Source organism: Desulfovibrio sp., assembly GCF_014803725.1.
In the GTDB taxonomy this organism is placed as follows: Bacteria; Desulfobacterota; Desulfovibrionia; order Desulfovibrionales; family Desulfovibrionaceae; genus Desulfovibrio.
Genome location: NZ_JAAVBE010000004.1, coordinates 1 through 21,393, shown reverse-complemented (window position 1 = coordinate 21,393; position 21,393 = coordinate 1). Strand labels below are relative to the sequence as shown.

Below are 21,393 nucleotides of genomic sequence, written 5' to 3'. Positions count from 1 at the left end.
GCGCGCCCCTGGCGCATCGGACGCCATGCCATGCTCATTCTGACGCGACGCCCCGGCGAAAGCCTGTATTTGGGCGAAAANATCCGCATCACCGTGCTCGGTATCCAGGGGCGGCAGGTCAAGCTCGGCCTNGACGTGCCCANNGANACCACGGTGTACCGCGAAGAGGTCTATAAACGGGTCATTGAGGAAAATCGCCGCGCNCTGGCGACNAAGAACGAAGATTTNATGGTGGCTGCTGAACTATGGCAAGCGAAAAAGAGCTAGAGATCGAAACCCGCCTCGGNCGGCGNGTCATCGATCCNGACAAGATCATTCGTTTTCCNCGCGGGCTNGCNGGNTTNGAGGAGGAGCACGACTTCATCCTCCTCCAGNTNAGGCCCGACGCGCCCCTGCTCATCCTCCAGAGCGTGACCAACCCGCAGGTGGGCCTGCTCGTGGCCGACCCGTACAGCTTTTTGCCGTCCTATCCGGTGATGCTCGGCGATGCGGAGCAGGCCCTGCTNNAGATNAGCAACACCGAGGACGCGGCCATCCTCGTCACGGTGTCCATCCCGCCGGGCGAGCCGGAAAAGGCCNCCCTCAACCTCACGGGNCCCATCGTCATCAACCACCCGGCGCGCATCGGNNTCCAGGTGCCGCAGGGCTTNGACGGNCCNTCGCAGGTNAACATGCACTCGCTGGAGCCNCAGCCGCATGGACGCGGCCNCNNNGGAGCCGGACGACGGCGANAAAGNGCGCCCCNCCGGAGANTAAGGNCACNTNGGGGACGNCCCCGCGANATTCAGGNCCCCGCGGCACACGCTGCGGGGGCCTTGGCGTTTNNGGGCGCTAGNTGNNNGCCCCGGCNTGCCNCCTCCCTGTCAANGGGCGTCTTCGCGCCCCAGCAGGTGAGAAGGGCGAAAGGCCGAGAAATTTTATCAATGATTTTGCATGAGTGCACCGACACTAGGAGACCTTTTTTTCGCCCCTGCATTGACGCGGCAAAAAGTTTTGAATAGTTCTAGAAACGCGAGAGCGCCACGGGCTTAATAGGGAATCCCGTTAAAATCGGGAGCGGACCCGCCGCCGTCAGCCATCGCGCGCGCCGCAAAGAGCGGGCGCGCCCCGTTTTCCACTGTGCCACTGGGCTCATGCCCGGGAAGGCGGAAACACGGGCGGCAAGCCGGAAGACCTGCTTTCGCGTGACGTGCGCCCGAGGGGCGCATATGAAGAGGGCCGCCGCAACGGGCTTTTGCCGCGGTTCCCACGCCCTGCGCCGCGCTCGCGGCCGTAGCACGGCAGTATTTACAGAAAAGCCCCCCTGTTTGGGAGTAGACCATGCCCGCGACGATCATCAAACGGGACGGCGCCGCCGTGCCCTTTGACTCGAAAAAAATCCTGAGCGCCATCACCAGGGCCAATCAGGCCGTGGAAGGGGAGGATATGTCCCCGACGGATCTGCTCTTCGTCACGGAAAAGGTCTGCCGCACCCTCGACGAGCGCAACCTGCGCCATGTGGAAGAAATCCAGGACGTGGTGGAGGAAAGCCTCATCCGCTTCGACTATGCCCGCACGGCCAAGGCCTATATCCTCTATCGGGCGGAGCACGCCAAGATCCGCAACGCGGAATCGGCCCTCATGGAGATCTACCAGCGCCTGACCTATTCCCCGGCCGTGGCCGAGGACATCAAGCGCGAAAACGCCAATATCGACGGCGACACCGCCATGGGCACCATGCTCAAGTACGGCTCCGAGGGCTCCAAGTATTTCGTGGACAGCTATATCCTGCCCAAGGACGCATCGGCGGCGCACATCAACGGCGATATCCACATCCACGACAAAGATTTCTACATGCTCACGGAAACGTGCTGCCAGATCGACCTGATCCCGCTGTTCCGCAACGGCTTTTCCACGGGGCACGGCTTTTTGCGCGAGCCCAATTCCATCGAGAGCTACGCCGCGCTCGCCTGCATCGCCATCCAGGCCAACCAGAACGAGATGCACGGCGGCCAGAGCGTGCCCAATTTTGACTGGGCCATGGCCGAGGGCGTGGCCAAGACCTGGCGCAAGGAATACTGCCGCGGCCTTGAGGCCTGCCTGCGCCTCGCCGGCGGCATGGACGCCGCGGCCGCGCACGCCCTCGCCGACCGTCTCCTCGAAGGGCTGGACCCGCGCATGGGCGAGGCCGAGGCCCTGGGCGCGGCCCTTGTGGCCGCTGCCGCGCCCGGGGAGCGCGAGCTCGTGGCCCGCGCCCACGCCTATGCCGTGGAGGAGGCGCTCACGCGGACGGAGACGCGTGTCTACCAGTCCATGGAGGCGCTCATCCACAACCTCAACACCATGAATTCCCGGGCCGGCGCGCAGGTGCCCTTCAGCTCCATCAATTACGGCACGGACACCTCGCCCGAGGGCCGCATGGTCATGAAGAACCTGCTGCTCGCCACGCAGGCCGGCCTCGGCAATGGCGAGACCTCCATCTTCCCGGTGCAGATCTTCAAGGTGAAGGAAGGGGTCAACTATGATCCCGGCGACCCCAACCACGATCTCTTCCAGCTCGCCATGGAGACCTCGGCGAAACGGCTGTTCCCCAATTTCAGCTTTCTCGACGCGCCCTTCAACCTCCAGTATTACCGGCCGGGCGACTACAACAGCGAGGTGGCCTACATGGGCTGCCGCACGCGCGTGCTCGGCAATGTGCACGACCCCGACCGGCAGGTGACCTGCGGCCGCGGCAACCTGAGCTTCACCACCATCAACCTGCCGCGCCTCGGCATCGAGGCAAAGGGCGACATCGACGCCTTTTTCGGCCTCCTCGACGACGCCATCGACCTCGTGTTCCGCCAGCTCATGCACCGCCTCAAGATCCAGAGCGCCAAGAAAGTGCGCAACTATCCCTTCCTCATGGGCAACGGCATCTGGATAGACTCCGGCAAGCTGGACGTGGAGGACCGCATCGGCGAGGTATTGAAGCACGGCACGCTCACCGTGGGCTTCATCGGCCTCGCCGAGACGCTGGTGGCGCTCATCGGCGAGCATCACGGCCAGAGCGAGGCCGCGCAGGCGCTGGGCCTCAGGATCATCGGCCACATGCGCCGCCGCGCCGATGCCGAGGCGGAAAAGACGAAGCTCAATTTCTCGCTCATCGCCACGCCCGCCGAGGGCCTGAGCGGCCGCTTCACCGCGCTCGACAAGGCGCGCTACGGCGAGCTTCCCGGCATCACCGACCGCGGCTACTATACCAATTCCTTCCATGTGCCCGTGTATTTCCCCATCCGGGCGCACAGGAAGATCGCCATCGAGGCCCCGTACCATGCGCTCACCAATGCCGGCCACATCACCTATGTGGAGCTTGATGGCGACACGGCCAAGAACACTGCGGCCTTCGAGCGCATCATCCGTTGCATGCACGACGCGGGCGTGGGCTACGGCTCCGTGAATCACCCGCTGGACCGCGACCCGGTGTGCGGCTACACGGGCGTCATCAATGATGTCTGCCCGCGCTGCGGCCGCCGCGAGGGCGAGGGCGTGAGCGAGGAAAAGCTGCGCGAGCTTGCCAAGCTGTATCCCAACATGCCGCGCTGGAACTGATAAGGCCGGCCGCCACAGGGCGGCAGGGATTTTTTGAACACTCCCGAGGAGGAAGAAGCCATGCTGATGAAATCGCGCCTGTTCGAGGAAGCGCAGAACGAGGAAGCGGCCGCGGCGCCTGCGGCGCACGCGCTTGTGGGCGAGGGCGTGGGCTTTGAGCGCATCCGGCGTATCACCGGCTATCTCGTGGGCACGCTCGACCGCTTCAACAACGCCAAGCGCGCCGAAGAGCACGACCGCGTGCGCCATGCCTGAAGCGGTGCGCCCCGCGCCCGGGGCGTGGCCCACAGTCTTTCGGCCGCCCGTGGCCCGGGGGGATGTGGCCCCCCGGCTGCGACTGGCCGGCATCGTGGAAGACTCCATCGTGGACGGCCCGGGCCTTCGGCTCACCATCTTCACCCAGGGCTGCCCGCACGGCTGCCCGGGCTGTCACAATCCCGAGACGCATCCAGTGAACGGGGGGAGCTTCCATTCCCTCGATGAACTGGTGGTCCGCTACCGGGAAAATCCGCTCCTTTCGGGCGTGACCTTTTCCGGCGGCGAGCCCTTTCTCCAGGCGTCGCCCCTCGCGCTGCTCGCCGCCCGCATCCATGCCCTCGGCGGCACGGTCATCACCTATACCGGCTATATCTTTGAGGAGCTGGCAGCCCGCGCCCGCAAGGACGCGGCCGTGGCCGCCCTGCTGGACGCCACGGACCTGCTCATCGATGGCCCTTATATCGAGGCCCTGCGCAGCCTCGACATCGCCTGGCGCGGCAGCTCCAACCAGCGCCTCCTGGACAGGGAGCTGCGCGCGCGGCTGCTTTGCCTTGCATCACCCGCACCCCAGCCGCACTAGGCTAGGAGACGAAAAGCGCCGGGAGTCTCCCCCGGCGCCTTCCGTCTCCTTCCTTTCTTGCTTTCCGCTCAGTCCGTCAGCGTCAGGCGCTGCTTGTTGGCGAAGATGGTCTCGCTCGGGCTTTCGCTGCGGTCGGAATAGGCGGTGTGCAGAAGCTCGTGGGCCTTGTGCGAATTGGGCTCGCCCAAAAAGTCCTCATAGAGTTTCTTCACCTGCGGGTTCTTGTGCGACTGGCGGCGCGGCATGGCGCGATCGAGGCTGTAGAGGCCCTGCTGGCGCGTGCGCGCGTGGGGGTGGTAGTCGCCCTTGACGCGCGAAGTGCCCCCGCCGTCCACGCAGCCGCCGGGACAGGCCATGACCTCGATGAAGTCATAGGGCGACTCCCCGGCTATGGCCTGCTCGGCCAGGGCGCGCGCGTTGCGCAGGCCGTGGCAGATGGCGACGCGGATGCTGCCATTGCCCTCGCCGAGGTCGATGACGGCCTCGCGCACGCCGTCCATGCCGCGCAGGGGCGTGACCTCGATGTGCTCCAGCTCCTTGCCTGTCACCACGGCATAGACGGTGCGCACGGCGGCCTCCATGACGCCGCCGGTGGAGCCGAAGATCACCGCCGCGCCCGTGGACGCGCTCATGAAGGGGTTGTCGAAGGGTTCGGGCTCCACGGCGGCGAGGTCAACGCCCATGCGCCGGAGCAGGCGCGCGAATTCGCGCACCGTGAGCACAACGTCCGTGTCGGGCACGTCCGCGCGGGCGAGCTCGGGCCGCGCGGCCTCGTCCTTCTTGGCCACGCAGGGCATGATGGAAACGGTGCGCAGGCGCTCCTTCTCGAGCCCCATGGCCTCGGGCAGATAGCTCTTGGCCAGCGCCCCGAGGATGGCCTGCGGCGAGCGCGTGGAGGAGATGTGCGGCAAAACGCCCGGGCAATGCTTTTCCGCATAGTTGATCCAGCCCGGGCAGCAGGAGGTGAACATGGGCCCTTTCGCGCCCTTCTTGAGCCGGCCCAGAAGTTCCGTGCCTTCCTCCATGATGGTCACGTCCGCGGCGAAGTCCGTGTCGAGCACCACGTCCGCGCCGATGCGCCTGAGCGCGCCCACGATCTTGCCCTCCACGTTGACGCCGGGCGCGAAGCCGAATTCCTCGCCCAGCAGCACGCGCACGGAGGGCGCGAAGCTGAAGACTGTGGTGACCTCGGGGTCGGCCAGCATGTCGAGCACGAGGTCGTTCTGGTCGCGCTCGGCGAGCGCCCCGGTGGGGCAGACAAGGGTGCACTGGCCGCACTGGATGCAGGCCGAGGCGCTGTGATCGTCGGCCATGCCCACGCCGATGCAGGTGCCGAGGCCCTGGCCGTCCACGGTGAGCGCGGCCACGCCCTGGATCTGGCGGCACACCTCCACGCAGCGCAGGCAGCGGATGCACTTGCTCATGTCGCGCGTCATGCCGGCGGCGCTGTCGTCCAGCGGGCGCTCGGCCGCCGTGGGGCGCAGGCGGTGGGTGAAGCGGTTGCGCGTGAGGCCCACGGCCTCGCCAAGGTCCTGCAATTCGCAGTCCCCGTGGCGCGCGCAGGAGACGCATTCCTGGTCATGGTCGGCGAAGATCATTTCCACCTGGGTGCGCTGCATGTCGCGCACGTGGCGGGAGAGGGTGTCGATGCGCATGCCGTCCGCAAGCGGCGTCTCGCACGAGGCCACCATGCGCGTGCCCGCGCCGTCGCTCACCTCCACGAGGCACACGCGGCAGGTGGCGGGCTTGTGCGAAAGCGGCTCGAAGCGGCACAGCGTGGGGATGAAGACGCCCGCGCGCCGCGCGAGCTGAAGGATGGTTTCCCCTTCCTCGAACGCATATTCCTGACCATTGAGATAGGCTTTCATGAGTATCCTCTTTCTGCGGCTCACGGCGCTCAGGCGGGATTGCCGGGGATGGGGCTCTCGGTGATGACGGAAAGCACGCGGTAGCAGCGCATGCAGCGCGAGGCCTCGGACCAGGCCTCCTCACGGGTCATGGTCTGTTCCACCTCGTCAAAATTGTGGTCCCGCTCTTCGGGCGTGATCTCGCGCACGCCCACGCGCTCCTGCCGGGGCTTGGCCGGCGCGGGCGCGGCATCGTTGAGAAGGCCCCCCCTGGCGATCCATTCGCTGAGCCGCCAGCGCGAATCAAAGGGCACCTGGTCCGTGGAAAGGAACTGGTCGATGGAGCGGGCCGCAAAATAGGCGTGGCCCATGCCCATGATCATGGTGGTGGGGCCCGAGGCGCGGGGGCCGCTCGTGCAGTCGCCGCCGGCGAAAACGCCCTTGCGGCTCGTCTCGTGCGCGGCGTTGATGACGATGCAGTTCTTGCGGTCGCGCGCGATGCCTTCGTCGTCGCGCAGCATGGCGGCGTCGGTCTTCTGGCCAATGGCCGCGATGACGTGCCGGCAGGGGATGACATGCTCCGAGCCGGGGATGGGCCTGACACCGCGCCGGCCGCTGGCGTCGGGCTCGGTGCGCTCCATGTCGACCACCCTGAGGCCCGTGATCTCGCCGTTTTCCACCACCAGGGCGTCCTGCCCGCAGAGGAAGTGGAACTGCACGCCTTCTTCCTTGGCGGCCTTGATTTCCTCCGGGTCGGCCGGGGCGTCGGCCTCGGTGCGGCGGTAGATGAGGTGGGTCTCGCCGGTGGCCACGCGCGCGGCCGCCCGGCAGCAGTCCATGGCCACGTTGCCGCCGCCCACCACCACCACGTCGCCCTCGAGCACGGGCGGCTCGCCCGCCTCCACGCCCTCGTACACGCGCTCCAGGAAGGCGATGCCGTTCTCGTAGCCGGGAAGCGACGTATCCTCGCCCTCCATGCCGAGATAGGCGCCGCTCGGGCAGCCGCAGCCGATGAACACCGCGTCGTAGCCGCGCCGGAAGAGTTCGTCCACGTCAAAATCCCGGCCGAGCTTCTGGTTGAAGAAGAAGCGCGCGCCCATGGCGGCCACGATGTCCGTTTCTTCCTGGAGGGTCGTCTTGGGCAGGCGGTAGATGGGGATGCCGTAGCGGATCATGCCGCCGGCCTTGGGCTTGGCCTCGAAAATGTCCACCGGGTAGCCGCGCTCGAGCAGGTGATACGCGCAGGAGATGCCCACGGGTCCCGCGCCCACCACGGCCACGCGCTTGCTCTTGGCGGGGGCGGCGTCCTGCGGCTTGAGCATGCCCGAGGCGATGGCCCTGTCGGCCGCGTAACGCTTGAGGTTGCGGATGGAGACCGGCGCGTCCACCTTGGCGCGGCGGCAGGCGCGCTCGCAACTGCGCACGCAGACGCGGCCGCAACTGCCCACGAGGGGATAACTGCGGAGGACGGTATTGGCGGCGAGGTCGTCGTGGCCGTCCTTGATGTAGTCGATATAGCGGGGGATGTTGACGAGGCCCGGGCAGGCCTCGATACAGGGGCTCGTGATGGCGCTGTAAAAGCCGCACGTGTCGCCGCTTTCGCCGGGCTTGAGCTCCGCCGGGAAGTGCGTGAGCGCCGCCAGGAGGGGCAGGGCCCCGGTCTGGCCAACGCCGCAGAGCGAGGTGGCGCTCATCTGCACGGCTATGTCGCGCAGGTCCTGCCAGTCCACGGCGGCGCCGTCGCGCGCCGCGGCGAGCACATCGCGCACGAGAGGCGCGCCGGTGCGGCAGGGCGAGCACTTGCCGCAGGACTCGGAGGCTACCTTGTCAAAATGTTTCCACAGGGCCCAGAGCAGGGGAAGCCCGGGGTCGAAGACGAGAAAGCCCCTGTCGGAGAGGAAGGAGCGGGCCGGATTGCCTTCGCTGAAGCTGTCAAAGACGGAAAGGTCCAGTCCGGGGGGCGTGGCGTCGCCGCCGTTGCGGTTGTCATAGACAGTGCCGTCCCAGACTCCATAGACAAGTCGCGGCATGGGCGATCTCCTCCACAGCGGCGCGGGGAGTGCCAGCGCCGCCCGCTTGGCTTGGCTAAAGCCGTGAGAGTATGTGCATGCCCATACCATACGCAGGGCGACAGTTCAATGGTTCGCCGGGGAATGGCGGTAAGTGCCCGGAACGGGGGCGCAAGGGGGCGGGCAGCTCTGTGCGCACGCTGGCCCGCGCCCAAAAAAAGAGCAGGCATGATCCTCGCATGCCTGCTCCTGAAGTTGTGTGGGCTGCCGGGCGGGCAGCCCGAGCGGTGTGTGCCGCCGCGAATCCTTTCCGCTCCCGTCCTTGGGGTGATTTTCCGGCCCCGGGCCCATCCTGGGGCCGGAAAACCTTGTGGGGAGGGGAGAAGTGCCGCCGCGCGGACGGGGCGGAACCCGTTTACGCGGCCATGGTGTCGAAAAGTTCTTTCGCGCTGCTGTTGGCCGGGTTCTCGCCGAGCACGGCTTCCAGGTGCTCGCGGGCCTCGTCGTTGCGGCCGAGATAGATGAGGCAGCCGGCCAGGGTCACGCGCACGGCCTCTTTTTCCTCGCAGGTGTCGAGGGCCGCGGTGAGATAGGGCAGGGTGGCTTCCACCTGGCCCGTCTGGTACGCCTCGCGCACCAGGCAGTTCAGCGCGACGATATTGGCGGCGGATTTTTCGAGGGCGCGGCAGAAGTAGCCGAAGGCTTCCTCATGGTTGCCCTGCTCCATGTGCACGAGGCCGATGCCGCACAGGGCCTTGTCGGTCTCTTCCACGGCCGCGGCTTTCTGGTAGAGCACCAGCGCCTTGTCCAGCTCGGAGCGCTGCACGGCCACGGTGGCAAGGCCCATGTAGGGAGCGGCGCTGCGGGAATTGCCCGCGGCGGCCTTGCGGTAATACTCCTCGGCCTTGTCAAAGTCGCCCATGAACAGGTAGCACTCGCCCAGTTCCTTGTTGATTTCGTAGTCCAGCTGATTTTCCATGGTATCCTCCCCTTTTGAGGCTTTTCCCACATGGCGCGATGGCGCCGGTGATGTGCCCGGAACTATGCAGGGAGCATGCCACGGAAAAGAAAAGGCAGAAAATCAAGAACTTATCGGAATAGTGCCACGGAAGGGCGGGAAAAATCTGACCCCTGGCTGCCAAAAACTGCCCCTTCCGGGGGGCGCCGGTCACCGGCGCGTCGTGCCCTTGACGCGGGAACGGCAAATCTTGCCGGCCGGCGGTGAAGGGGCGGTCAGCGGCCCGCGAGCGCGGCGCGGCCGCCATGGGTCTCGATGTGCCGCATGAGCGCCTGGAAGACGCCGTCAATGTCGAGCGCCGAGGTGTCCACGATGAGCGCGTCCTCGGCCGGCCTGAGGGGGGCCACGGCGCGTTCGCGGTCCAGGGTGTCGCGCTCGCGGATCTGCTCCGTAAGCACGGCGAGGTCTTCGTGCTGCCCGCGGCTTGCAAGGTCGCGCTGGCGCCTGAGGGCCCGCGTTTCCGGCGTGGCGTCGAGAAAGAACTTGAAGCGCGCCCCGGGGAAGACGGCCGTGCCCATGTCGCGCCCTTCGGCCACCAGCGGCCCGCGCTCGCCCATGCGCCGTTGCGCTTCTTTAAGGATGTCGCGCGCCGCGGGCACCGTGCCCAGGCGCGCGGCGAGCAGACCCACGGCCTCGGTGCGGATCTCGTCGCCCACGGGCACGCCCGCGCAGGAAAGGCGGCTTTCGGCGCCTGTGCCCTCAAGGGTGAAGGGCCACGCCGCGCAGCGCGCCCGCAGTTCCTCCGGCGCGAGGGCCGTCGCGTCCGGCCCGAGGCGCAGGGCCAGGGTGCGGAACATGGCTCCGGTGTCCAGATAGGGCAGGGAAAGGGCCTCGGCCAGGCGGCGCGCAAGGGTGGTCTTGCCCACGCCGGCGGGGCCGTCCAGCGTCACCACGGGGAGGAGTGGGGCGGTCATGCGCCGAGCTCCTGCTCGAGCGCGCGCAGAAAGGCCGCGTTCTCCTCCGGCGTGCCCACGCTGACGCGCAGGTGCTCGGGCAGGCCGTAACTGCGCAAGGGCCGGATGATGATGCCGCGCCTGAGCAGCCCTTCAAAGCAGACGCGGGCGTCGTGCCCTTCCGGCAGGCGGAACATGAGGAAGTTGGCCTCGCTCGGCCAGACCTGGCAGCCGAGCCTGGTGAGGCCTTCCGCAAGCGCGCGGCGCCCCTCGCGCACGGTCGTGAGCGTGGCGGCGCGGAAGGCCGTGTCTTCCATGGCGGCCAAGGCGGCCTCTTCGGCGAGCACATTGACGGAGAAGGGCAGGCGGCTGCGCCAGAAGCCGTCCGCGATGGCTGGGGGCACGACGCCGTAGCCGAGCCTGAGCCCCGCGAGCCCCCAGCTCTTGGAAAAGGTGCGCAGGATGGCCACATTTTCCGGCAGCTCCCCGGCAAGGAGCAGGGAAGCGGCGGCTTCGTCCTCCGCGAAGTCCATATAGGCCTCGTCCACCACGAGGAGTGCCCCGGGCGCCTTTTCGGCGAGGCGGCGCGCAAGGCGGAGCACCTCCTCCCGCGGGGGGCGGTAGCCGGAAGGATTGTCCGGCGTGGTGACGAAGACAAGGCGCGTTGCGCCGTCCGCAAGGTCAGCGAGGCCGTCCAGGTCCTGGGAAAAATCTTCCCGCAGGGGGCGGCGGCGCAATCTCACGCCAGCCACGCGCGCCTGGATGGGATAGATGCTGAAGCAGGGCTCGCAGCAGACGATGTTGTGCTCCCCGTCGGCGGCGAGCATGCGGATGAGGAGGTCGATGATCTCGTCCGAACCGTTGCCCACCACGATGCGCTCGGGCGCCACGCCGTGCAGCCTGGCCAGGGCCTCCCGAAGGCGCGGGTTGCCCCCCTGCGGATAGCGGAAGGCGAGGCCGGCGTTGCGGCGCACGGCTTCCTGCGCCAGTGGCGAGGCGCCCAGGGGGTTTTCGTTGCTCGCGAGCTTGATGACCTTGGCGAGGCCGTGGCGGCGCTGGATTTCGGCGATGGAAAGCCCCGGCGCATAGGCGTCCAGCGCCCGGATGCGCTCAAGGACCGATGGTGCGGACATGATGACCTCGATGAAAAACGCCGCCTCACGCGGCGATGCCGGGAGTGCCCGGAAAGGCCCTGAGAGGCCCGGGGGCGCTCCCGGCGGTGCGGGCGTGTCAGGCCTTGGGGGCTTCGGAAGGCCGGATGGTGAGCACGGGCATGTCGGCATTCTTGACCACCTTTTCGGCCACGGAGCCGAAGAGGATGCGGTCAATGCCCTTCCTGCCGTGAGTGCCCATGACGATGATGTCCACCTTCTCCTCGTGGGCGCGGTTGAGGATCTCCTCGGCGGCATAGCCGATGAGCACTTGGCCGCGGGCCTCGATGCCCGAGAAGTTTTCGGCCACGAAGGCCTCCATGGACTTTTCGGCGCCGGTGACAATCTCGCCGACGAAATTCTCGATGGTATTGGGCGGCACGTGAAAGCCCACATACTGGCTCAGCGAGGGCGCGGTATAGACCACGATGACGCTGGCCCCCATGCCCTTGGCCAGCATGGCCGCATATGCGGCCACATCCTTGCTGTGGTCGGAGAGGTCAACCGCGCACAGGATCTTCTTGATTTCCTTCTTGGCCATGGCATCCTCCTCGGCGTTGCCCTGCGCGGGCGCGCCGGGCCTTTGGGATTCAACGTCCGGATATTGATAAGGATAGGGGCTTTTGAAAAAATAGACAAGTGCCCGGCATGACGCTAGACTGTGGCAGGAAAATATGGGCGGGAAGAACAGCGGGCGCACGCCGGCGGGAGGCGCATGCCGGCGCCGGGCAGAAATTGCCGCCGTCTTTTTGGAAAAAGTCTTGAAAAATGCCGTCTTGCGGCCGGCGCCTTCTTGGCAGGCTTATTGCACATTGCCGGGAAACGCCAACCCTGGAGGCGATCATGGAAATAAATGCCGAACAATTGGAAGCGTTGCTGCGCGTACAGGAGCAACAGGCGCAGGGCACCCGCAAAACTGCGGCCCAGCCCGGCGTCTTCGATGCCCTCCTGACCGAGCAACTGGCCGGCCAGGACGCCGGCGCGGCGGCCGCAAGCCCGCTTCCTCCCGGCGCGCAGGCTGCGCTCTTCAGCCAGATCATGCTGAACGGCGTCGGCGCGAGCGAGGCGACGGACCCGGATACCGCGGTGTTCCAGGCGGCCTTTGACCAGGCCTCCGGCACCCTCGATATGTGGGATACCTACGCCAAGACCCTGGGCTCGTCCCCGACCGACAGTTCCCTGCGCGAGGCCTATGCCCTGCTTGAGGGCATAGACAGCGAGGTGACGCGTATCAGGGCAGATACCGCCGGCGTCCGGGGCAAGAACCCCGGGCTCGACAGCCTGCTCAACGAACTGGAAGTGCTGACCGCCACGGAAAAATTCAAATTCAACCGCGGCGACTACCTCATGTAGCCGCCAGCAGCCCAATGCTGAAAAAAAACCGCAGGTTTCAGGGAGCCTGCGGTTTTTTTGCGGTCTTTTTTCGGGCGACTCAGTGAGTGGCCGCCGGGGCTGGTGCGGTGTCCACAGCGGCCAGCCGGGCGAGGAGTTCTGTGCGGATGGCGCCGTACGCCGCGTTTTCCGGCAGGCCCTCGATGAGGCGCCGGGCATGGCCGGCCGCGGCGAACTGGCGCCGGCTGGCGGGAAAGTGCATGTCGAAGAGCCAGCTCCCGAGGAGCACGCGCAGGTCATTGACGCTCGTCAGGTCGGAATAGGAGGCCACGCGCCCCTCACGGGCGGCGCGAAGCACCGTGTCGCTCACCAGGGCCTCGTCGTCGGGGAGGCCCAGCACCACGGTGGGGTGCCAGGGCTTGGGGCCGCTGAGGTTTTCGTGCATCACCCGGAGGATATCCAGCTTGTCCGCGTCGCGCACCACATGCGTCACCAGGGCGGCGTCCCCGGGGAGCGCCGGGGGCAGCTGGAAGCGGTTGTGCAGGCCCACGGCCGTGAGTACGCGCCGGCGCAGGGCCGGGCCTTCCCCCTCAAGACGGCGTTCGCGCTTGAGGATCTTCACCCCCATGAGGCCGTGATTGCAGGATTCGCGGTCGCGGAAGGTGCGGTAGCGGCGGTATTGCTCGAAGCGCGCCACATCATGATAGAGCGCCGCGAGGTGGCAGGCGCGCTCAAGCTCGGGCTCCGGGCCGCTTTCGGCCGTGATGGCGCGCGCCGTGGCCAGCACCTCGAGGGTGTGCCGGAGCTTGAGGTCGATGGGGCCGGCATCGCCGGTCTCAAGCGCGCGCTGCTCCTGCGCATAGTTCTCGAACCATGCTTCGTGTTCCGCCATATCCATGTCCGTCATGTACGCTCTGCGCGGCGCACTGGCAAGCGCCGCTGCCAGGGAACGGGTGGCCGCGCCTTGCATATTTTCTGAAACAACGTATGCTTGGCGGCGAAACCGGCGGCGCCGCGCGGCGCACGTTTCCGGCGCGAGGGCATTGGCCGCGCTGCCGAAAGCCGGCTTCGCAAATTTTTCCGGGCGCCTTGCAGGCGCCCACATATAAGGAACTGCATGACTTCCGAGCAAGATTTCCCCCTTTCGTCGAGCCCAGAAACCCCAACTTCCAGCCAGCCACTTCCCGCCGAGAGCGCCCCCCAGAAGGCGGAAGACACCCCGCGCCCCAAGAGGCGCTTGCCCCGGCGCGCAACGCCCGCTGCGGACACCGCCGCCACCGCCGCTGCGGCCGACGAGGGGGCTCCGACCCCGAGGCGCGGGAGACCCGGCCGTGCCAAGGCGCCCGAGGCCGGCAGCGCGGTGACGCCGGCCGAAACCCAGGAGAACGCAACGCCAGAAAACGGCGCGCCCAAACGCGGCCGCCCGCGCGGACGCGGCAGGAGCGCGCCCGCCGCTGAAACGGCCCCTCCGGTCCCCGGGGCAAATACCTCCGAGGCTCCCGTGCAGGAAGCGGCAAAGCCGGCCCGCGGCCCGCGCCGCGGTCGGCGCGCGCAAGCCGGGGATGGGCTCGCCGAGGGAGCCGATACGCCGGCACAGGCCGTGGCACCGGCGCCCCGCAGGCGCGGGCGCCCCAAAAAGATCGCGCCCGCTGCTGAAGTTTCGGCCCCCGCGGAAGAGAGCCCCCAAGGGACGCTGCCCCCAACTGAAGGGGCGGAACCAGACGGGGCGCCGAAGCCGGCCCCGAAGCCGCGCCGGGGGCGACCTGCCCGGGAAGTGGCTCCTGCTGAGGCTTCGGCACCGCAGGCGGAAGCCACCTCCGACATGAGCGATGCCGCAGCCCCTGGAATCGCCGGCGCTGAAGGCCCCGCGCCCGAAACGGGCGCCGCGGAAGCCGCGGATGTCGCCGAGCCGGCGCGCCGCAAGAGCCGTCGCGGCCGGCGCGGGGGCCGCGGGCGCGGTCACAAGAACCGTGCGCCCGAAGGCCAGAACGATACCGCCGAGGCGCGGGAGCCCGGGGCGGAAGCCGCCCCCGAGGCTCGGGACGAAGCCGTCCCGGCCGAACCCTCCGCCCCCGCTGACGGGCAGGAGGGCGCCGCTTCTGATGCCGAGTCCCGCGACAGCGGCACCACCAAAAAAAGCGGCGCAAAAAAGCCGCGCGAAAAGGCAACGCCGGCCAACAAGCGCATGTTCATCAGCGTGCTCCCGGGCGAGCAGGTGGAAGTGGCGCTGGCCGAAAACGGCGTCCTCCTCGAGTATTATCTGGACATGCTCCACCAGCGCAAGCTCAAGGGCAATATCTACAAGGGCGTCATCCACAATATCGACGCCAACCTTCAGGCGGCCTTTGTCAACTACGGCACCGGCAAGAACGGCTTTCTCCAGATCGACGAGGTGCACCCCGAATACTGGCTCGCGCCGCACGAGCCTGCCAAGGGCAAGAAATTCCCGCCCATCCAGAAGGTGCTCAAAGCCGGGCAGGAAGTGCTCGTGCAGGTGGTCAAGGAGCCCACGGGCAACAAGGGCGCCTTTCTCACCACCTGGCTCTCGCTGGCCGGGCGTTTTCTCGTGCTCACGCCCGGGCAGGAGCAGATCGGCGTTTCGCGCAAGGTCAACGACGAGGAGGAGCGCGCGCGCCTGCGCGAGATGATGAACGGCATCGACCCGGGCAGCGGCCTCGGGGTCATCGTGCGCACGGTGAGCGCCGGTACCACCAAGGCCACACTCAAGAACGACCTCCAGTACCTCAAGCGCCTCTGGAAGGACATCCGCAAGAAGGCCACCGAAGTGGCGGCGCCGGCCCTGGTGCATCAGGAGCCGGGCCTTTCCGAGCGCGCGGTGCGCGACTACCTCACCGANGACGTGGGCGAGATCTGGGTGGACAACGAGGCCGAGGCCGAGAACGTGCGCGGCATGGTGAGCCTGCTCTTCCCGCGCAAGAAGGANCTCGTGCGCCTCTATGACGATTTCCGCCAGTCCCTGTGGGACCGCTTCAACCTGCGCCGCCAGCTGGAGCAGATCTATTCGCGCGAGGTNGTGCTGCCCTCGGGCGGNCGCCTCGTCTTTGACCAGACCGAAGCCCTCATGGCCGTGGACATCAATTCCGGCAAGATCTCGGGCAAGGGCAATTTCGAGGCCATGGCCTTCAAGACCAACATGGAGGCCGCCGANGCCATCGCCCGCCACCTGCGCCTGCGCGACATCGGCGGCCAGGTGGTCATCGACTTCATCGANATGCGCGACAAGAAGCATGTGGTGGAGGTGGAAAANACCCTGCGCCAGGCCATGAANAACGANCGNGCNNGGCACGANGTGGCCCGCATGAGCNCCTTNGGNCTTNTGGAGCTGGTGCGCCAGCGCATGGGCTCNTCGGCGCTCTCCATCACGCTGGAGCCNTGCCCGGCCTGCGGNGGCACCGGCCTTCGGCGCAACCTGGANTGGCGNGCGCTCCAGGCCCTGCGCGACCTGCGCGGGCGCCTGCAGAANACCCATGCGCCCACCTGTGTNTNNGAGNCGGANCGCGANCTGGGCCTCTANNTGCTCAACCACAANCGCGACACCCTGCGCGACATGGAGCAACTGTTCGGCAAATGCCTGGAAATCTCCATCCAGCCNTAGCCCCGGAGGNCGCNTCCANCGGCNCGGNGGNGNCNNCNGGGGCNGGGCCGGAGNTGNCCNCNGCCCCGCGCGAGGGCACGCCGCTCCTGCTCCACGCCTGCTGCGGGCCCTGCGCCATCATGCCGGCGCNGCGCCTCAGGGACGCCGGCTTTGCNGTGACGCTCTGGTANANGAACCCCAATATCCACCCGCTNGCGGAATACCTGAGGCGGCGNGAGGCCNTGGGCGAATGCGCNNCGCGCCTCGGCGTGNCGGTGATNTATGACGACGCNGCGTGGGACATCCGGGCGTGGCTCGCCGCGCCCGNGGCGCNGAAAGAGCCGCCCGCGCGCTGCGAATGGTGCTGCGNAAGCCGGGTGCGGGCCGCNGCGGCNGCCGCNANNGCNCTGGGCTTTGCGTATTTCACNACGAGCCTGCTCTATTCCCGCTACCAGCCGCANGAGGCCATCGCCGCCGTGGGNCGGNAGCTTACGGCCGGCGGGGGNCCGNCATTCGTGTACGGCGATTTNCGGNNNGACTGGCAGGCNGGCATNGANCGNTCCAAAGAATGGGGNCTCTACCGGCANCCNTATTGCGGNTGCATCTTCAGCGAGGCCGAGCGCTACCACANGAANCTCGCGCGCTGCATCCGGGAAAGCGGCGGGAATTGNGCCNNCGNNGGATTTTTTTCTTGACCTCNGNCCGCGATTTCCGTACAAACACTCCTGCCAATGATCCCCGATAGCTCAATCGGCAGAGCGGGTGACTGTTAATCACTAGGTTGGCGGTTCAAGTCCGTCTCGGGGAGCCAATTNNNAATCCAAGGAAGCCCCACAAAGCCCAAAAGGCCTTGTGGGGCTTCNCTTTTCTCCTTTTTGGCGCTCCACGGCCATCCGGTAACGTCTATCGACATACCGACCTCCAGGTCGGTATAATGTTCGGTATCCGACACGGCCTGGNGTACCGACCTGCGGGATACCGACAGGNGGAGAAAAACCATGGACAGCAAGACATTTACGCACAAAACAGCGGAAAACGCCAAGCCGAAGGATGCCCCCTACAAACTCTCCACAGGTCGGGGATTCTATCTGCTGGTCACGCCCAAGGGCGGCAAGCTATGGCGGTATGACTACCGCCTGAACGGCAGACGTAAAACNGCCAGCTTGGGTTCTTTCCCTGATGTCTCCCTGAAAGATGCNGCGGACAAACAGNTGGAGTTCAGAAAGCTCATCGCTCAGGGGATTGACCCCATAGGCGAGAAAAAACGCGTCAGGGCACAGGCGATACAGGATGCTGTGGAACAGGCGCGCACTTTCGAGGTCGTGGCGCGGGAGTGGTTTGCCAAAAGGATGGCGGGCAAATCGCCACGGTATCAGCATCAGATTCTTTCCCGGCTGGAGAACCATTTGTTTCCGTTTATCGGGCCATCCCCCATTGCGGAACTGGAAACCAAGGACTTTCTCGCCGCCCTGCGTGTGACCGAAGCGCGTGGCGCATTGGAAATGGCCCACCGGCTGGCGCAACTGGTGAATCAGGTATGTCGCTATGCCAAGGTAGCTGGCTATGTGAAACACAACGAAGCGGCGGATATATCTGAAGCTCTGACCTCCAAGGGGGAAAGGCAACACCGCGCCGCCATAACTGATCCGACCAAAATCGGGGATTTGCTGCGGAGCATTGACGAATATCCGGGCGACATTTCCACGCGCTATGCGCTGCGCATACTGCCCTATGTTTTTGTGCGCTCCAGCGAACTGCGCTGCGCGACATGGGCGGAAATAGATATGGGCAAGGCCGAATGGGTGATTCCCGCAGGGCGCATGAAAATGCGCATAGCCCATGTCGTGCCGCTGGCTCCGCAAGTGGTGAAGCTGCTAACCGAGTTGCACCACTGGACAGGAGAGGTCTCACTTCTTTTTCCTTCACCCTACTCTGCCAGCCGGCCCATTTCGGATGTAGGACTGCTCAACGCCCTCCGTCGTCTGGGCTATGGGCGCGAAGAAATGTGTATCCATGGCTTCCGTACCACAGCCTCTACCCTGCTCAACGAACAGGGCTTCAGGCCGGATGTGATCGAAATCCAGCTTGCCCATAAGGAACCCAATGCCATCAGGGATGCCTACAACCGGGCTGAGTATATGGCTGAACGCCGCTCGATGATGAACGCGTGGGCTGACTATCTGGACTCATTGCGCAATACTGGACGAGAGAAAAAAGTCAGTATGGAGGAGAAGTCATGAAAGAAGGCGCTATCCCTCCCTACGTTGTACTGGCCCCTGCGGAAGATGATGTGGTTGGGGAGGAACCCCAGATAACCATCGCCAATACTGGCTGGAGTGAGGAAGAAATGGAACGAATGAGGGCTATGGGCCATGACGGCATGGACATAATCCGGGCCTGGTATAGTTGAACAAGACTCTTTTTGTTCCAATGGGCGCCTTATCTGGAGGAACTCCGGGAGCGGGCAAAGAAAAATTTCAATAATCACAGCATATTGACTTCAGCATATCATCAAGGGCTTTCCATATCGGAAGCCCTTTTTTATTTCAAAAATTTCAATAAGATACAATCTGACGCCATTGAATCCCAAAAGTTGTCAAGAAGAAATTTCATTTTTTTCCTGGACCTATAGAAATATATCTGGATTTCTCTGGTTTGACGGAAAAAGCATTTTCAGCGCCTTAAATCAGCCTTTCTCAAAACCCGTGATAGGCTTCCATGAAAGAAACATCATGGAGGTTTAATCATGTCTCAACTTCCCTCAACCGGATTCCTTCGTCTGCCGCAGGTACTCGCACTCATTCCCGTCAGCCGCAGCGCGTGGTGGGCAGGCTGCAAGAGCGGTCGTTATCCGAAACCCGTCAAACTCGGCCCGCGCACAACGGCGTGGAGGGCAGCGGATATTGCCGCGCTTCTGGAGAAGCTCACCGCCGAACCGGAGGAAAAATGAGCATCGTTTCTTCCCTGGCTCTTCGTCCGTCACACCCGCATGTGTGCCGGAAGCGTGCATCAGATCAAGGCCAAGCCCTGGCGGGCCGCTTCGCGGGCCTTGACCTGATGCCCTTGCTTTCCGGCTATGGATACTTGCGGGCGACGGACGAGGAAGCCTCCGGCGGGGGCTCAGTCAAAGGAAGCTCGCAAGCCAGCAGCACAAAAGCAGACACACAAAAACGCGTTTCTCGGCTTTCCCGATTTTCCCGCATACCGACACGTGGGGATAACAATAGGTGCGAGGCCGCCCCGGCTTGCGCGCCGAAGAGTTATCCCGATTCGTATAAGGTTGCCTTCCGTCCGGCGTCCAGATGCCCGCGCCGTCATGTGCGTCATGCTGATCATAGTATGCGCCACATACTGATTGAGCGGCCATTACATGGCGTTCAGTCTTTCCCCGCGTACTATCTTCCCGAAAACCGGATGGTTATTCCGTGCCCGCGCCATACCCACCAGCCACACGCTGAACACAACTCTGCTCCACGCCCGATACGCACCCGCCATATTCTCGATGCCCGCATCACGCGTCCTCGTTTTTGCACGGATGCTTGGTCATTCGTCCGGCCTTGTCTCCGAGGGCCAGCCTACGTTTCGTCTATACGCTGCGCGTATAGCCTCACGGCTGGCGAGGGGCGCGGCCCCTTCGAACCCCGAAATGCCCAAAGGCGGGGAAAGCGGTGAAGCGCATCAAGTCAGTTCGCACCGCCGCCGTCATCGTGCGTATGTTCCCGGAGGAGCGCGACATCCTCCGCTTCAATGCGGGGCTGCACGGCATGAGCATGTCGGAGTATATCCGGCAGACCTGCCTTGGCATCCGTCTGCGCAAAACGCCGGAAGAGAAACGGCGACTGCGGGAACTGGCCCGCATCGGAGCGAATATCAATCAGCTCGCGAGATGGGCTAACACCTACAAGCGAGCGGCGGAAGCCGTGGAGGTGCTGGCGGCGCTAGCGGACATCGAGAGGCGTATTGCTGGGTTTGCATCACGCGCTTCAGCGGAAAATGAACCGGAGGCGCAGCCATGCTGATGAAGGTCTTTCCGCACGGCACAGGAGAAGGCGACAAGCCCAGCCGCTATCTTGTACGCCCGGACTATCCGGGGAGAGACACAGCCCCGCCCCAGGTGCTGCGCGGCGACCCAGCCATGACCCGCGCACTCATCGACAGCATAGAGCGGCGATGGAAATTCACCTCCGGCGTTCTGTCGTGGCATCCTGAGGAGAAGATCAGCGAGGCTCAGGAAGAGGAAGTCATGGATGCGTTTGAGCAGGTGGCCTTCGCCGGGCTGGAAGCTGATCAGCGCAATATCCTCTGGGTGCGGCATACCCACGCCGGGCACCATGAGTTGCATTTCCTCATTCCGCGTCTGGAACTTTCCAGCGGCAAGGATTTCAACGCCTGCCCACCTGGCTGGCAAAAAGACTTTGACGTTTTCCGCGATCGGTTCAACTGGCGCGAAGGCTGGGCGCGTCCCGACGACCCGGCACGGGCACGGGAGGAGCTTCCGAAAAAGGCCGACCTGTTCAAGGCGCGGATGGCGCGATGGGACAAGGAAATCGGGGAAAGCGACCGCGACCGGGCCAAAGTGGTCATTCATGTCTTTCTCAAGGAGCAAGTGTCCCAAGGACTTGTCCGGAACCGGGAAGATGTTTTGAACGCCCTCAAGGAACAGGGACTGGGCATCAACCGCGAAGGCAGGGACTACATCAGCGTCATTGTCCCGGAAAGCGGCATGAAGATGCGCTTCAGGGGAGGCTTTTACGCCAAGGGGTGGACACCCAAAGTCATCCAGGATGAAGAATCCGAAAAAAAGAAAAAGGAAACGGCGCGGCGCATGGGTGACCCTACCCCATTCATGATACCAAGGATAAGTTAGTGGCTCCTGTCCGGTTTGGGGGTTGATGGGCTGCCCGATAAGCCGCCGGGCTTTGCCAGCCAAGGGCGCTGTGGGGGCGGTTGCAGATATAATCCTGTCGCCACTCTTCGAGGAGGCGCCGGGCTTCCGCCAAGGAAACGAAAATATTCTGATTCAGGCATTCATCACGCAGCCTGCCGTTGAAACTTTCCACGAAACCGTTATCTGTGGGTTTCCCTGGCCGACTATGCGCGAGGCCAACGCCATGTTTTTGCGCCCATTCATTCAGGGCGT

Annotated in this window: 19 protein-coding genes, 1 tRNA gene, 2 pseudogenes and 1 riboswitch; of the genes and pseudogenes, 14 read left to right on the top strand and 8 right to left on the bottom strand. The window is 65.2% G+C overall.

Annotated elements, in window-relative coordinates; genetic code table 11:
* The first annotated feature begins 30 nt into the window (after positions 1-30).
* From csrA to HDR50_RS01470, 5 genes and pseudogenes are all read left to right on the top strand, one after another.
* On the top strand, positions 31-267 hold the full coding sequence (gene csrA, locus HDR50_RS01490; protein ID WP_291355324.1) for a carbon storage regulator CsrA: 237 nt from the start codon (positions 31-33) through the stop codon (positions 265-267).
* Positions 246-644: pseudogene (locus tag HDR50_RS01485) on the top strand (flagellar assembly protein FliW); the annotation flags it as partial. The gene csrA and the pseudogene HDR50_RS01485, both read left to right, overlap by 22 nt.
* A gap of 354 nt (positions 645-998) precedes the next feature.
* Positions 999-1,197, top strand: a riboswitch (cobalamin riboswitch).
* Between the two features lie 123 nt (positions 1,198-1,320).
* The gene (locus HDR50_RS01480) at positions 1,321-3,570 is read left to right on the top strand and encodes an anaerobic ribonucleoside triphosphate reductase (RefSeq protein ID WP_291355322.1); all 2,250 of its coding nucleotides are present in this window, start codon (positions 1,321-1,323) and stop codon (positions 3,568-3,570) included.
* Positions 3,571-3,705: 135 nt separating this feature from the next.
* Complete coding sequence (gene nrdD, locus HDR50_RS01475; RefSeq protein ID WP_241159447.1) at positions 3,706-3,825, top strand: anaerobic ribonucleoside-triphosphate reductase; 120 nt, start codon at positions 3,706-3,708, stop codon at positions 3,823-3,825.
* Positions 3,818-4,408 carry a 4Fe-4S single cluster domain-containing protein gene (locus tag HDR50_RS01470; protein ID WP_291355320.1) on the top strand — a complete coding sequence of 197 codons (591 nt, stop codon included), beginning with the start codon at positions 3,818-3,820 and terminating at the stop codon, positions 4,406-4,408. Before nrdD ends, HDR50_RS01470 begins: the two co-directional genes overlap by 8 nt.
* A gap of 68 nt (positions 4,409-4,476) precedes the next feature.
* On the opposite strand, the gene HDR50_RS01465 is transcribed toward HDR50_RS01470, so the two are convergent.
* From HDR50_RS01465 to HDR50_RS01440, 6 genes are all read right to left on the bottom strand, one after another.
* Entirely contained in the window at positions 4,477-6,276 is a 1,800-nt protein-coding gene (locus HDR50_RS01465; protein ID WP_291355318.1) for a [FeFe] hydrogenase, group A, read from the bottom strand.
* Between the two features lie 29 nt (positions 6,277-6,305).
* Positions 6,306-8,285, bottom strand: a complete 1,980-nt coding sequence (locus HDR50_RS01460; RefSeq protein WP_291355316.1) for an FAD-dependent oxidoreductase — start codon at positions 8,283-8,285, stop codon at positions 6,306-6,308.
* Positions 8,286-8,679: 394 nt separating this feature from the next.
* Positions 8,680-9,243 (bottom strand): tetratricopeptide repeat protein, encoded by a 564-nt coding sequence (locus tag HDR50_RS01455; RefSeq protein WP_291355314.1) that lies wholly within the window; start codon positions 9,241-9,243, stop codon positions 8,680-8,682.
* 254 nt (positions 9,244-9,497) lie between these two features.
* Positions 9,498-10,196, bottom strand: coding sequence for a (d)CMP kinase (cmk, locus tag HDR50_RS01450; protein ID WP_291355312.1), 699 nt, complete (start codon positions 10,194-10,196; stop codon positions 9,498-9,500).
* Complete coding sequence (gene hisC / locus HDR50_RS01445; protein ID WP_291355310.1) at positions 10,193-11,308, bottom strand: histidinol-phosphate transaminase; 1,116 nt, start codon at positions 11,306-11,308, stop codon at positions 10,193-10,195. Before hisC ends, cmk begins: the two co-directional genes overlap by 4 nt.
* Before the next feature lie 97 nt (positions 11,309-11,405).
* Positions 11,406-11,867, bottom strand: a complete 462-nt coding sequence (locus tag HDR50_RS01440; protein ID WP_165079007.1) for a universal stress protein — start codon at positions 11,865-11,867, stop codon at positions 11,406-11,408.
* A 302-nt stretch (positions 11,868-12,169) separates the two neighbouring features.
* On the opposite strand from HDR50_RS01440, the gene HDR50_RS01435 reads away from it, so the two are divergent.
* Positions 12,170-12,679, top strand: a complete 510-nt coding sequence (locus HDR50_RS01435) for a hypothetical protein (RefSeq protein WP_291355306.1) — start codon at positions 12,170-12,172, stop codon at positions 12,677-12,679.
* Positions 12,680-12,758: 79 nt separating this feature from the next.
* On the opposite strand, the gene HDR50_RS01430 is transcribed toward HDR50_RS01435, so the two are convergent.
* Positions 12,759-13,565 (bottom strand): HD domain-containing protein, encoded by an 807-nt coding sequence (locus tag HDR50_RS01430; RefSeq protein ID WP_291355305.1) that lies wholly within the window; start codon positions 13,563-13,565, stop codon positions 12,759-12,761.
* Between the two features lie 915 nt (positions 13,566-14,480).
* On the opposite strand from HDR50_RS01430, the gene HDR50_RS01425 reads away from it, so the two are divergent.
* The 8 genes and pseudogenes from HDR50_RS01425 (at position 14,481) to HDR50_RS01390 (ending at position 21,120) form a co-directional block, all read left to right on the top strand.
* Positions 14,481-16,274 carry an Rne/Rng family ribonuclease gene (locus tag HDR50_RS01425; protein ID WP_291355303.1) on the top strand — a complete coding sequence of 598 codons (1,794 nt, stop codon included), beginning with the start codon at positions 14,481-14,483 and terminating at the stop codon, positions 16,272-16,274.
* Positions 16,247-16,948: pseudogene (locus HDR50_RS01420) on the top strand (epoxyqueuosine reductase QueH). The gene HDR50_RS01425 and the pseudogene HDR50_RS01420 overlap by 28 nt, the downstream one beginning before the upstream one ends.
* Positions 16,949-16,988: 40 nt before the next feature.
* Positions 16,989-17,064, top strand: a tRNA-Asn gene (locus HDR50_RS01415).
* Between the two features lie 187 nt (positions 17,065-17,251).
* Positions 17,252-18,493, top strand: coding sequence for an integrase arm-type DNA-binding domain-containing protein (locus HDR50_RS01410; protein WP_291355301.1), 1,242 nt, complete (start codon positions 17,252-17,254; stop codon positions 18,491-18,493).
* Entirely contained in the window at positions 18,490-18,663 is a 174-nt protein-coding gene (locus HDR50_RS01405; RefSeq protein ID WP_291355299.1) for a hypothetical protein, read from the top strand. Before HDR50_RS01410 ends, HDR50_RS01405 begins: the two co-directional genes overlap by 4 nt.
* A gap of 336 nt (positions 18,664-18,999) precedes the next feature.
* Complete coding sequence (locus tag HDR50_RS01400; RefSeq protein ID WP_291355298.1) at positions 19,000-19,203, top strand: AlpA family phage regulatory protein; 204 nt, start codon at positions 19,000-19,002, stop codon at positions 19,201-19,203.
* A gap of 718 nt (positions 19,204-19,921) precedes the next feature.
* A complete protein-coding gene (mobC, locus tag HDR50_RS01395) occupies positions 19,922-20,272 on the top strand; it encodes a plasmid mobilization relaxosome protein MobC (protein WP_291355296.1) in 351 nt (116 codons plus the stop codon).
* Positions 20,266-21,120, top strand: a complete 855-nt coding sequence (locus tag HDR50_RS01390; RefSeq protein WP_291355294.1) for a relaxase/mobilization nuclease domain-containing protein — start codon at positions 20,266-20,268, stop codon at positions 21,118-21,120. Before mobC ends, HDR50_RS01390 begins: the two co-directional genes overlap by 7 nt.
* Here the strand turns inward: HDR50_RS01390 and HDR50_RS01385 are convergent.
* On the bottom strand, positions 21,098-21,393 hold a 296-nt coding region (locus HDR50_RS01385), incomplete at its 5' end, for a transposase (RefSeq protein WP_291355293.1). The two genes, HDR50_RS01390 and HDR50_RS01385, sit on opposite strands and share 23 nt — an antisense overlap.

Coding starts and splice junctions, on each gene's coding strand:
- HDR50_RS01480 (WP_291355322.1), top strand. CDS start 1,321: ATGCCCGCGACGATCATCAAACGGGACGGCGCCGCCGTGCCCTTTGAC.
- HDR50_RS01470 (WP_291355320.1), top strand. CDS start 3,818: ATGCCTGAAGCGGTGCGCCCCGCGCCCGGGGCGTGGCCCACAGTCTTT.
- HDR50_RS01465 (WP_291355318.1), bottom strand. CDS start 6,276: ATGAAAGCCTATCTCAATGGTCAGGAATATGCGTTCGAGGAAGGGGAA.
- HDR50_RS01460 (WP_291355316.1), bottom strand. CDS start 8,285: ATGCCGCGACTTGTCTATGGAGTCTGGGACGGCACTGTCTATGACAAC.
- HDR50_RS01455 (WP_291355314.1), bottom strand. CDS start 9,243: ATGGAAAATCAGCTGGACTACGAAATCAACAAGGAACTGGGCGAGTGC.
- cmk (WP_291355312.1), bottom strand. CDS start 10,196: ATGACCGCCCCACTCCTCCCCGTGGTGACGCTGGACGGCCCCGCCGGC.
- hisC (WP_291355310.1), bottom strand. CDS start 11,308: ATGTCCGCACCATCGGTCCTTGAGCGCATCCGGGCGCTGGACGCCTAT.
- HDR50_RS01440 (WP_165079007.1), bottom strand. CDS start 11,867: ATGGCCAAGAAGGAAATCAAGAAGATCCTGTGCGCGGTTGACCTCTCC.
- HDR50_RS01435 (WP_291355306.1), top strand. CDS start 12,170: ATGGAAATAAATGCCGAACAATTGGAAGCGTTGCTGCGCGTACAGGAG.
- HDR50_RS01430 (WP_291355305.1), bottom strand. CDS start 13,565: ATGACGGACATGGATATGGCGGAACACGAAGCATGGTTCGAGAACTAT.
- HDR50_RS01405 (WP_291355299.1), top strand. CDS start 18,490: ATGAAAGAAGGCGCTATCCCTCCCTACGTTGTACTGGCCCCTGCGGAA.
- HDR50_RS01400 (WP_291355298.1), top strand. CDS start 19,000: ATGTCTCAACTTCCCTCAACCGGATTCCTTCGTCTGCCGCAGGTACTC.
- HDR50_RS01390 (WP_291355294.1), top strand. CDS start 20,266: ATGCTGATGAAGGTCTTTCCGCACGGCACAGGAGAAGGCGACAAGCCC.